The sequence below is a fragment of the Bordetella genomosp. 5 genome (assembly GCF_002261315.1).
Lineage (GTDB): Bacteria > Pseudomonadota > Gammaproteobacteria > Burkholderiales > Burkholderiaceae_B > Bordetella.
The window spans coordinates 327,501-338,649 of record NZ_NEVP01000007.1 but is presented as its reverse complement, the minus strand read 5'-3'; the positions used below and the strand labels follow the sequence as shown (position 1 = coordinate 338,649).

10 protein-coding genes and 1 rRNA gene are annotated in these 11,149 nt (G+C 68.1%); 3 read left to right on the top strand and 8 right to left on the bottom strand.

What is annotated here, in order from left to right; all coding sequences use genetic code 11:
* Positions 1 to 236 precede the first annotated feature (236 nt).
* Both rrf and CAL25_RS13545 read left to right on the top strand, forming a co-directional pair.
* Positions 237 to 349, top strand: a 5S ribosomal RNA gene (gene rrf / locus CAL25_RS13550).
* Between the two features lie 287 nt (positions 350 to 636).
* On the top strand, positions 637 to 1,038 hold the full coding sequence (locus tag CAL25_RS13545) for a YchJ family protein (protein ID WP_170948491.1): 402 nt from the start codon (positions 637 to 639) through the stop codon (positions 1,036 to 1,038).
* Positions 1,039 to 1,251: 213 nt separating this feature from the next.
* On the opposite strand, the gene CAL25_RS13540 is transcribed toward CAL25_RS13545, so the two are convergent.
* Both CAL25_RS13540 and CAL25_RS13535 read right to left on the bottom strand, forming a co-directional pair.
* On the bottom strand, positions 1,252 to 1,524 hold the full coding sequence (locus CAL25_RS13540) for a GNAT family N-acetyltransferase (protein ID WP_094800765.1): 273 nt from the start codon (positions 1,522 to 1,524) through the stop codon (positions 1,252 to 1,254).
* Positions 1,521 to 2,477 carry a 3-hydroxyacyl-CoA dehydrogenase NAD-binding domain-containing protein gene (locus CAL25_RS13535; protein ID WP_094800816.1) on the bottom strand — a complete coding sequence of 319 codons (957 nt, stop codon included), beginning with the start codon at positions 2,475 to 2,477 and terminating at the stop codon, positions 1,521 to 1,523. The genes CAL25_RS13540 and CAL25_RS13535 overlap by 4 nt, the downstream gene beginning before the upstream one ends.
* A gap of 389 nt (positions 2,478 to 2,866) precedes the next feature.
* Between CAL25_RS13535 and CAL25_RS13530 the strand changes: the two genes are divergently transcribed.
* Positions 2,867 to 4,276: an amidase family protein gene (locus tag CAL25_RS13530; protein WP_094800764.1), complete on the top strand. Its 1,410-nt coding sequence runs from the start codon at positions 2,867 to 2,869 to the stop codon at positions 4,274 to 4,276.
* A gap of 29 nt (positions 4,277 to 4,305) precedes the next feature.
* Here the strand turns inward: CAL25_RS13530 and CAL25_RS13525 are convergent, their stop codons facing one another.
* The 6 genes from CAL25_RS13525 to leuS all read right to left on the bottom strand — a co-directional run bounded on the left by CAL25_RS13525 (position 4,306) and on the right by leuS (position 11,058).
* Positions 4,306 to 4,821 (bottom strand): GNAT family N-acetyltransferase, encoded by a 516-nt coding sequence (locus CAL25_RS13525; protein ID WP_094800762.1) that lies wholly within the window; start codon positions 4,819 to 4,821, stop codon positions 4,306 to 4,308.
* Between the two features lie 8 nt (positions 4,822 to 4,829).
* Positions 4,830 to 5,192 carry a hypothetical protein gene (locus CAL25_RS13520; RefSeq protein WP_094800760.1) on the bottom strand — a complete coding sequence of 121 codons (363 nt, stop codon included), beginning with the start codon at positions 5,190 to 5,192 and terminating at the stop codon, positions 4,830 to 4,832.
* Positions 5,193 to 5,221: 29 nt separating this feature from the next.
* Positions 5,222 to 6,481, bottom strand: a complete 1,260-nt coding sequence (locus tag CAL25_RS13515; RefSeq protein ID WP_094800758.1) for a glutamate-5-semialdehyde dehydrogenase — start codon at positions 6,479 to 6,481, stop codon at positions 5,222 to 5,224.
* A gap of 189 nt (positions 6,482 to 6,670) precedes the next feature.
* Positions 6,671 to 7,723 carry a DNA polymerase III subunit delta gene (gene holA, locus CAL25_RS13510; RefSeq protein ID WP_094800756.1) on the bottom strand — a complete coding sequence of 351 codons (1,053 nt, stop codon included), beginning with the start codon at positions 7,721 to 7,723 and terminating at the stop codon, positions 6,671 to 6,673.
* 3 nt (positions 7,724 to 7,726) lie between these two features.
* A complete protein-coding gene (gene lptE / locus CAL25_RS13505; protein ID WP_094800754.1) occupies positions 7,727 to 8,389 on the bottom strand; it encodes an LPS assembly lipoprotein LptE in 663 nt (220 codons plus the stop codon).
* 11 nt (positions 8,390 to 8,400) lie between these two features.
* Positions 8,401 to 11,058: a leucine--tRNA ligase gene (gene leuS, locus CAL25_RS13500; protein WP_094800753.1), complete on the bottom strand. Its 2,658-nt coding sequence runs from the start codon at positions 11,056 to 11,058 to the stop codon at positions 8,401 to 8,403.
* Between the last annotated feature and the right edge of the window lie 91 nt (positions 11,059 to 11,149).

The following is an 11,149-nucleotide window of genomic DNA, read 5'->3' as shown; positions in this document are numbered from 1 at the left end:
CATCCCGAACAGGACCGTGAAACGCCTTCGCGCCGATGATAGTGAACATTCGTTTGTGAAAGTAGGTCATCGTCAGGCTTTTATTGCTCAAAACCCCACTGGCTCACGCCAGTGGGGTTTTGTCTTTTAGGTGAAGCCACTGGCTTCGCAGATTCAGGGCTCGCTCAGGTAGCCCGCGCCGGCATACGCCGGACATCGACCTGGCAAGAATATGGCGTCTACCGCCCACGGTTACGCCTGACGACCACAGCAAGGTGGCCCCACTCCTTCCCATCCCGAACAGGACCGTGAAACGCCTTCGCGCCGATGATAGTGAACATTCGTTTGTGAAAGTAGGTCATCGTCAGGCTTTTATGCCCCGAACCCCGCTGGAGAGATCCGGCGGGGTTTTTGTTTTTGCGAGTGCCTCGCTCCGCGGCTGAGCGTCGGCGCGTCGGCCAGCGGACGCTCATGGCCTCGGCGCATTGGCCGGCGGACGATCATGGCCTCGGCGCGTCGGGCGGCGGACGATCGTGGCGTCGGGCGGCGGACGATGGTGGCCTCGGCGCGTCGGGCGGCGGACGATCGTGGCGTCGGGCGGCGGACGATGGTGGTCTCGGCGCGTCGGCCAGCGGACGATCATGGGAAAATAGCGGCGTGAAAAAAATGTCTTCTTCTTCGACGGCCTGCCCCTGCGATCTGGGCAAGGACTATCAGGCTTGCTGCGGCCGCTGGCATCAGGGGCCGCTTGCGCTGCAGGCGCCCGACGCGCCCACGCTCATGCGCTCACGCTACAGCGCGTTCGTGTTGGACGAGATCGCGTATTTGTTGGCGACCTGGCATCCCGATACGCGGCCGTCTGAGCTCGAGCCGAATGCGTCCGACCTGAAATGGCTGGGCCTGGAGGTGAAGCGCAGTGCGCAAACGGACGCCGACCACGCGGTCGTGGAGTTCGTGGCCCGCTGCCGTCAGGCCGGACGGGCCACGCGCATGCACGAAACCAGCCGATTCGAGCGCATCGATGGCCGCTGGTACTACCTGGACGGCGAGCATCGCTGAGCGGGCGCCCGACCGTAGTCGCGCGCGTTCGCTGCACCTGTTCAAGCGGGTGGCCTCACCACGAGGCGCGGCGGCGCTCAGCGGCGGGATGACCGCCACGATAGGCGTCGTTCAGCAGGCAGCGTCAGCGCACCCTTGTGTATCGCAGGAATGCGGCTGGCCGTGGCCGGCGCCGTGTCACGGGATCGTTGATAGGGCCGCGCGCAGAGCGGGTCAGCGAACCAGGTCGGCGTATTGCGGGTGCCGGCGTATGTAGGCCGCCGCGTAGGAACACAGGGGCTGCACCTGCCAACCCTGGTCGCGTGCGTAGTCGAGTGCGGACTGAGTGAGGCGGGCGGCAATGCCGCGGCCGCCGACGGCCTGGGGCACGCCGGTATGCAGAATCGCCATGACCTGATTGCACACCTGGTAATCGAGTTCGCAGGCGTGGCCGTCGACGCGGGTTTCGAAGCGCTGGCGCGCCGAGTCGTGGTGAATGTCGCTCATTCGGTGGGGGCTCCTGGTCTGGCGGACCGCAACAGGGCAAGAATGGCGCCCAATTGCTGATCGCGCTCGGTGGCAAGGCTGGCGAGCGATCGGCCGGAGGCTTCGGACTGCACGCCAGCCACCAGTTTACGCTGCAGCTCGGGTGTGAGTTCGGGATGGCCGAGGTCGTCCCACCAGGCCTGCATCGGACCCAGCAGATGGTCCATGAAATGCTGCAGGCCGCCGGCGCCGCCGCCCAGATTGAACGTCATGTGCGGGCCGAACAGCGCCCAGCGCAGGCCCGGGCCCTGCGCGACCGCGGCATCGATGTCGGCCACGCTCGCGACGTCTTCGGCGACGAGGTGTACGGCTTCTCGCCACAGCGCCGCCTGCAGGCGGTTGGCGATATGGCCGGGCACTTCTTTGTTGAGCCTTATCGGGTATTTGCCCAGACCGCGATAAAAATCCATCGCGCGCGCCAGCGCCTCGGGCGCCGTGCGCTCACCGCCCACCACCTCGACGAGCGGAATCAGGTGCGGCGGGTTGAAGGGATGGCCGATCAGGCAGCGCCCGGGGTAGCGGCATCCGGACTGCAGGCGGCTCATCAAGAGCCCGGAAGAGCTGGAGGCGATCAGCACGTGCTCGGGCAGCACGGCATCCATGCGCGAAAACAAGTCGATCTTGAACGCCTCGCGCTCGGGCGCGTTTTCCTGGACGAAGTCGGCCTGATCCAGCGCGGCCTCGAGCTCGGTCTCGAAGCGTAGCTGATCGGGGGAGGCGCGGGCCACGACGAGCCCGGCCTGCGTCAGCGCGGGCCACGCGGCGTGGATTCGCGCCAGGGTCTGGGCGCAGGCGTCGGGAGCCGGATCGAACATGGCGACCGAGAGGCCACGGGCCAGGAACAGGGCGGCCCAACTGGCGCCGATGGTGCCGCCGCCGACCACGGCGACATGCGAGATGGGAGGGGTGTGCATGCTGGCGCCCCGCCAGCGCGGGGAATGGGATGCGGAAGTGCTGATGTTGCAGTCGCGGAGCAGGCCGCGCAACCGGGAATGCGCCCATTGCGGGGCGGCGCAACGCGTGGCTGACGACGCCCGTGAGTGTGCGCGGGATGCGGCGCAAGGCGTGGCTGACGAGGGCGCGAGCGTGCGCGGAATGCGGCGCGACGCATGCCTGACGAGGGCGCGAGCGTGCGCGGGGCGGGGCGCCACGCATGGCTCACTGCGCCGCGGGAATGCAAGGGGCGCGGCGCGTGGAGCCGGCGTCGGACTTGTGCCATGACGGTGCGGGCGCTATGGTGGAACGCGCCGCCCGCGGGTGGCGCAGTGACCAACGACGAACGCAACGATGCAAGGGGAACAGAGTGACTGAGCTTTGGCGCATGTCGGCAGCGGAATTGGCCGGGCATATCCGGGCGGGTGAGGTGTCGGCCGTGGAGGCGGCAGAGGCCGCGCTGGAACGCCTCGACGCGGTGAATCCGCAGCTGAACGCGGTGGTGGATCATCGTCCGGACGAGGTGCTCGCGCAGGCGCGCGAAGCCGATGCGAGCCGTGCGCGCGGCGAGCATCCGGGGCCGCTGGCCGGTGTGCCGGTGACCGTGAAGATCAACATCGACCAGGCCGGTTACGCGACCAGCAACGGCGTGAAGCTGCAAGCCCAGGTGATCGCGCGCGAGAACAGCCCCGTGGTGGACAACCTCAAACGGGCCGGCGCGGTCATTCTCGGTCGTACCAATACCCCGGCGTTCTCGCTGCGCTGGTTCACCGACAATCTGCTGCACGGCGCCACGCGCAATCCGCGCAATGCCCGGCTCACACCCGGGGGTTCCTCGGGCGGCGCGGCGTCGGCGGTGGCGGCCGGCATCGGTCACATCGCCCATGGCACCGACATCGCGGGCTCCATCCGTTATCCCGCGTATGCCTGCGGCGTGCACGGTCTGCGGCCGACGCTCGGCCGGGTGGCGGCGTTCAACGCGGCGCTGCCGGAGCGCTCGCTCGGCGGCCAGATCACCGCGGTGTCCGGGCCGCTGGCCCGGACGATCGCCGACGTGCGGCTCGCGCTCGCCGTCATGGCCGCGCCCGATCCGCGCGATCCCTGGTGGGTGCCGGCGCCGCTGCAGGGTCCGGTCGTGCCGCGGCGCGCGGCGCTGTGCGTGAGTCCGGAAGGCCTCGAGGTGCAGCCCGCTGTCGAAAAGGCGCTGCGCGATGCGGCCGCGTCCCTGCGCGAGGCCGGTTGGGAAGTGGATGAAGTGGATCCGCCGCCGATGCGCGAAGCGGCTGCGCTGCAACTGCGCATGTGGCTCGCCGATGGGTACGATGCCATGCTGGATGCGGCGCGGCGCGAGGGGGATCCCGGCGCGATGACCGCGCTGGCGGGACAGCAGGAGGTGGCGCGCGGGCTGGATCTGCCGGGTTATGTCCAGACCCTGACCCGCCGTGCCACGCTGGTACGCGACTGGGAGCTGTTCTTCTCGCGTTATCCGGTGCTGCTCACGCCCGTCTCCAGCGAGGTGCCGTTTCCGGATGGCCTCGACCTGCAGGGCGAGTCGGCTTACGCGCGCGTCTGGGCGGCGCAGCTGACGCAGATCGCCGTGCCGTTCATGGGGCTGCCGGCGCTGTCGGTGGCGACGGGAGAGACCCAGGGCCCGGACGGCCCCGCGCCGATGGGCGTGCAGATCATCGCGGGCCGGTATCGCGAAGACCTCTGCCTGGCCGCGGGCGCGGCGATCGAGGCGGCGCTACCGCCCGTGCAGATCGCGCAGCCGGCGGGCTGAACCACGCGGGGCGGCGCTGCCGCCGCCGTTCATGCGGGTGGGCGCCACTCGTGGCGTAGCAGGCCCATCATGCCGGTATCCCAGCGTTCGTCGTCCACGCGGGTCGATGAACGGCGCACGCCTTCGAAGGCGAAGCCCAGCGTTTTGTAGGTGTGGATCGCGACCTCGTTGAACATGTAGACGTTCAATTCCACGCGCTGGATGTCGGGTATGTCGAAGGCCAGGTCGATGAGCTGGCGCAGCATCGGCCGCGCCAGGCCCTGGCCACGCGCCTGTGGCGCGATCACGATGCGCCCGAGCCGCGCGTTGCCGTCCTGCCAGTCGTAGGCGATCTGGCCGTGGCCGACCGCCCGGTCTTCGTGCCAGGCCGTCCAGCATTGCCGTTGCGGACGCGTTCCGCGGCCTTCGGCGAGCATGACCTCGAACTGCGCGGCCGTGAGGGGATGCCGGACATGCGAGCCGCCCCATTGCGAGACCGCTCGCTGGCTATCGAACCAGCTCGCAAGCGCGTCGAAATCGGCGGGGTCGAAGGCGCGTAGCTGCATGGCCGCGATCAGGCGCCCAGCAGCAGCATGGTCCAGAGCGCGATCATGGCGATCAGGCCCAGCCAGCATGCGCCCCAGAATCCCACGATCGGCCATTTGACGGCCAGCGGTACGCGCTTGGGATCGACGTGCGCCAACTGCTCGTTGGCATGGCCCACGATCCAGAACTTGGTACGCGGAAACATCAGGCGCAGGAAGTAGTCGAGAAAGATCGCCGCGCGGATCGAAAACGGATACTGGCCGAAGGGCTTGTGCTTCAGGTAAGGATGCTTGAGTTCGGCATTCACCTGGCGCTGTGCCACGAAGAACAGATACAGGCCGCTGATCGTGCACGTGATGAAGCAGGTCGCCAGCAGGCTGAAGATGTACATGAAGATCGGGGATTGAGTTGCCACTTGCCTTAACCTCGGGTCTGGCCTTCGCCGTTGAGTACCCATTTCAGGGTGGTGAGGCCTTCGAGGCCCACGGGGCCGCGCGCGTGCAGCCGGTTGGTGGAGATGCCGATCTCCGCGCCCAGCCCGTATTCGAAGCCATCGGCGAAGCAGGTCGGCAGGTTGACATAGACCGAGCTCGAATCGACCTCGCGCTGGAAGCGCTCGGCTGCGCTCAGGTCTTGCGTGACGATGGCATCGGTATGGCCCGAGCCCCAGCGTGCGATGTGCTCCATGGCGTCGTCGAGCGTGTCCACCACGCGGATCGCCAGGATCGGGCCGAGGTACTCGGTGCCCCAGTCTTCATCGGAGGCCGGCAGGGCGTCGGGCAGCAGGGCGCGCGTGCGTTCGCAACCCCGCAGCTGCACGCCGTGTTCGCTCAGCGCGCGGCCGAAACGGGGCAGGAAGGTCGAGGCCACCGAGGCGTGTACCAGCAGCGTTTCCATCGAGCCGCAGATACCGTAGCGGTAGGTCTTGGCGTTGAACGCGATCTCGAAGGCGCGATCGAGGTCTGCTGCCGCATCCACATAGACGTGGCAGTTGCCATCGAGGTGCTTGATGAGCGGCACGCGCGCCTCTTGGGCGAGACGTGCGATCAGGCCCTTGCCGCCGCGCGGGACGATGACGTCCACGTGTTCGGTCATGGTGATCAGCTTGCCGACGGCCGCCCGGTCGGGCGTGTCGATGACCTGCACCGCGGCGGGCGGGAGCTCGGCCGCGCGCAGGCCGGCCTGCACGATGCGGCCCAGGGCCAGGTTCGAATGCAGCGCCTCGCTGCCGCCACGCAGGATGGTGGCGTTGCCGGACTTCAGGCAGAGCGCGGCCGCGTCGATCGTGACGTTGGGGCGGGACTCGTAAATGATGCCGATGACGCCCAGCGGCACCCGCATCTGCGCCACGCGCATGCCATTGGGGCGGATGCTGGCGCCGGTGAGGCTTCCGATCGGATCCGGCAGATTGGCGATCTGGCGCAGGCCTTCGGCCATCAGGTCGATCGAGCGATCCGACAGTGTGAGGCGGTCGAGCAGGGCCGGCTCGATGCCGTTGGCGCGTGCGGCATCGAGGTCGCGCGCATTCGCGGTCTTCAGCGCGTCGCGCTCGGCGCCGAGGGACTCGGCCATGATGTGCAGGGCACGGTTCTTGGCGGCGCCGCTGGCGCGCATCATGGCGCGTGAAGCCTGGCGGGCGTTCTCGCCCAGGGCGAGCATGGTCTGTTCTATCGTGGACATGGCGGTGGTCTCGCTGGCTGCGCCGTTGGAACGGCGTCCGTTATGTCTGGGGCTATCCCCGGAAGTGTAGCTGGCTCTCCCGGTCCGGTCGTCGGAGGGCGGGCAGGGCATCGTGGGGTGCGGTATCGGCCGGAACCGAACGGGCGCCGGTCGACATCGCGGGGGCGAAGGCGGCGGTCGAAACCGCCTTCACGGTCGTCCGGCGGCGGCCACGCGCAGCGCGAGGCGCGTCATCTCTTCCCAGGCGTCGGACAGGCGGCCCGGCACGCTCAGGCCTTTGATCAGCCGGTCGACCTCGTGCGCGTGCTGCACGGCGGCGGGCCAGCCTTGAGGCGGCACGCGCGACAGCGCCTGCATCGCGAGCCGCTCGTGCGCGCCGAAGATGCGCAGCCGGCGCATCAGGCCGGGCACGTCCTGGTTCTGGGCGCGCGCCTGGGCGATCCGGGCGAGCAGGCGGATCTCTTCGCCGACGGCCCAGAGCACCAGCGGCAAGGCCTCGCCCTCGGCGCGCAGGCCGTCGATCATGCGGACGGTGCGTCCGATGTCGCCGGCCAGCATGGCGTCGCGCAGGCCGAAGACATCGTAACGGGCGACGTTGAGCACGGCGCGTTCGACGTCGGCGCCCGCCAGCTCGCCTTCGGGGTAAAGCAGGCCGAGCTTCTGGATTTCCTGGTGGGCCGCCAGCAGGTTGCCTTCGACCTTGTCGGCCATCCATTGCAGGGTGGCCGAGTCGGCGCGCTGGTTTTGCCGCGCGAGACGGGCGCCGATCCAGCCCGGCAGGCGGCCGCGTTCGATGGTGGGGATCTCGGCATAGATGCCGGCGCGCGCCACCGCCTGCGCCCAGCGCGACTCGCGCGTGGCCTTGTCCAGGCGCGGCAGCGCGATCACGACCAACGTGGAATCGTCGGGCTGGGCCTGAGCCTGTTCGGCCAGCTTGGCGAGGGTGTCGCCGCCAGTCTTGCCGGGTTTGCCGGTCGGGATCTTGAGCTCGAGCAGGCGCCGGTCGCCGAACAGCGAAACGCTCTGCGTGGCGGCGGCCACCGCGCTCCAGTCGGAGCGGGCGTCCATCACCATCGAGGTCCGGTCGGTATAGCCGGCCTCGCGTGCCGTCGCGCGCAGCGCATCGACGGCCTCGGTGACGAGCAGGGGCTCGTCACCGGAGATCGTGTAGAGCGGGGCCAGCCGGCCACCCGCGCGCCGCAGGTGGTCGATGAGCCCGTCACCGTCCATCGCCTGAGCCATCGGTCAGAGCGGGTCCAGCTGGCGGTTGATGCTCGGGCTGTTCCAGGGTTGCGGCGTGGTGTTTTGCGGCACGGCGGACTTCGGATCGAAGACCGGTGCGTCGGGATCGGCCTTGCCCGCGCGGACCCGCTCGGCGGCCACGCGCACGTCGGGCGCCGTCAGGCGACGCATCAGACGCTGCACGATGGACTGCTGCATGGCCTTGTAGAGGGTTTCCATCTGCGTCTGCTTGGCCTGCACGATCTGCTCGTCGTAGGGCATGTCGCGATAGACGGCGAACGTGGTGTCGGGCAACAGGGCGTTGCCCTTGTTGTCGATCAGGCGGAAGCTGAAGATGACGCCCAGTTCGTATTCCTCGACCCGGCCCTGCGCGTTGAGCGAGACTTCGCGCTGCGTGCGCCGCATCTCGGTCTGCTGCAGGATGGCTTCGGCTTCGTCGGGACGCTCGACCTGACGCGTGTTGGGCGAGGCCGCCTTCAGCTGGCGGCGCAGGTCGGCGCCGAACAGGGTGTTGTCCGGAATGCCGATGTACATCGTGTCGAACGGCAGCGGCGTTTCGCCCTTGAGCGCGAAGCCGCAGGACGTCAGCAGCATGAGCACCGCCAGGCCGGCGGCGCGGCCCAGCCATTTCAGGGAGGAGAGCGGGGAGTGCCCGGCGATGTTCATGCGTGACCTCATCAGCCTACAACGTTGACCAGCTTGCCCGGAACGACGATCACGCGCTTGGGCGGACGGCCCTCGAGGAAACGGGCCACCTCTTCCTGGGCGGCGGCCAGCTTCTCGATCTCGTCTTTGGAGGCTTGCGCCGCGACCCGGATCGACCCGCGCAGTTTACCGTTGACCTGCAGCATCAGCTCGATTTCGTCGGCGATCAGCGCCGCTTCGTCGACGTGCGGCCACGGGGCGTCGAGCAGGTCGCCCATCGGGGCGGCATAACCGAGTTCGCGCCAGAGATCCCAGGTGACGTGCGGCACGACCGGGTAGAGCACGCGCAGCAGCACGCCGATGGTTTCGGCGAGCGCGGCATCCGTGGCCGGGCCTTCGGGCAGCGTGGCGTTGTCGATGGAGTTGAGCATTTTCATGCAGGCCGACACGACGGTGTTGTACTGGATGCGCTGGTAGTCGTAATCGGCCTGCTTGAGCAGACCGTAGACCTCGCGGCGCAGGTCTTTGACGGCGGCCGGCGCCTGCGTCCAGTCGGCGCCCTGGGCCAGACCGCGCGCCACGGCGTCGCGCTGCGCGTGGCACAGCGCCCACAGGCGGCGCAGGAAGCGGTTGGCGCCTTCGACGCCGGAGTCGGACCACTCGAGCGTTTGCTCGGGCGGGCTCGCGAACATCACGAACAGGCGCGCGGTATCGGCGCCCTGCGTGTCGATCAGCGACTGCGGATCCACGCCGTTGTTCTTCGACTTGGACATCGTGCCCACGCCGCCATAGGTGATCTCGCTGCCGTCGGACTTCAGGCGCGCGCCGGTGATGGCGCCCTTGGCGTCGTAGGTGTTTTCGACTTCTTCGGGCCAGAAGTACTCGACGCCGCCCTGCGGGGTCTTGCGCGAGTAGATGTGGTTGAGCACCATGCCCTGGCACAGCAGCTTGGTGAACGGCTCGTCGAAATTGAGCAGGCCCAGGTCACGCATGACCTTGGTCCAGAATCGTGCGTACAGCAGATGCAGCACGGCGTGTTCGATGCCGCCGATGTACTGGTCCATCGGCATCCAGTAGTCGTTGCGGGCATCCACCATCGCGTCGCCGTTGCCCGGCGAGGTGTAGCGCATGAAGTACCACGACGAGTCGACGAACGTGTCCATCGTGTCGGTTTCGCGGCGCGCGGGCTTGCCGCAGCTCGGGCACTTGCACGACAGGAAGGCTTCGTTCTTGGCGAGCGGATTGCCGGAGCCATCGGGGATGAGGTCGTCGGGCAGCACCACCGGGAGATCCTGCTCGGGCACCGGCACCGGGCCGCAGTCTTCGCAATGGATGATCGGGATCGGGGTGCCCCAGTAGCGCTGGCGCGAGATGCCCCAGTCGCGCAGGCGCCAGGTGGTCTGCTTTTCGCCGAGGCCGGCGGCGACGAGGTCGGCCGCGATCGCGTCGACGGCTTCCTTGTAGGCCAGGCCGTCGTATTTGCCCGAATTCACGGTGCGGCCGGTCTGCTTGTCGCCGTACCACTCCTGCCAGGCGGCGTCGGAGTAGGTCTTGCCCTCTTGGGCGATGACCTGGCGGATCGCGAGGCCGTACTTGCGGGCGAAGGCGAAGTCGCGTTCGTCGTGCGCGGGCACGCCCATCACGGCGCCGTCGCCGTAGCTCATCAGGACGTAGTTGCCGACCCACACCTCGACGGGTGCGCCGGTGAGCGGATGCGAGACGGTCAGGCCGGTGGGCATGCCTTCTTTTTCGCGCGTGGCCATTTCGGCCTCGGTGGTGCCGCCCAGCTTGCACTGCTCGATGAAGGCGGCGAGCGCCGGATTGGTGCTGGCCGCCAGCGTGGCGAGCGGATGCTCGGGCGCCACGGCGGCGAAGGTCACGCCCATCAGCGTGTCGGCGCGCGTCGTGAAGACGTAGAGCTTGCCGTCCTGGATGAGGGCGCCGTCGGCACCCTTGATCGTGTGCGGGAAAGCCAGGCGCACGCCTTCGGATTTGCCGATCCAGTTTTCCTGCATCACGCGCACGCGCTCGGGCCAGCCGGGCAGGCCCGTCTGCACTTGCGACAGCAGCTCTTCGGCGTAATCGGTGATGCGCAGGTAGTAGCCGGGGATCTCGCGCTTCTCGACCAGCGCACCCGAACGCCAGCCGCGGCCGTCGATCACCTGCTCATTGGCGAGCACGGTCTGGTCGACCGGATCCCAGTTGACGACCTGCGTCTTGCGGTAGGCAATGCCCTTGTCGAGCATCTTGAGGAACAGCCACTGGTTCCACTTGTAGTAGGCCGGATCGCAGGCGCACATCTCGCGCGACCAGTCGATCGCCAGACCCATCGCCTTCATCTGCTTCTTCATGTAGGCGATGTTGTCGTACGTCCACTTGGCGGGCGGGACCTTGGACTTGATGGCGGCGTTCTCGGCGGGCATGCCGAAGGCATCCCAGCCCATGGGCATCAGCACGTTGTAGCCGCGCATGCGCAGCTGGCGCGCCATCATGTCGTTGATGGTGTAGTTCCGCACGTGGCCCATGTGCAGCTTGCCGCTGGGGTAGGGCAGCATCGAGCAGGCGTAGAACTTGGGCTTTTCCTCACCGTCGGCGGTGCGGGCGTGCTCTTGGACGAGATAGGCGTCGCGGGCCTGCCAGTCTTGTTGGGCGGCCGCTTCGACGGCGTTGGGTTGATAGCGTTCCTGCATGGACTCGTGCGCGTAGAAAGAGGAAGAGGCCGACACCGGGGCGGGTCGGCCAAAACCATAGATTATAGGGCTACCCCCGGGGATCCTGAGC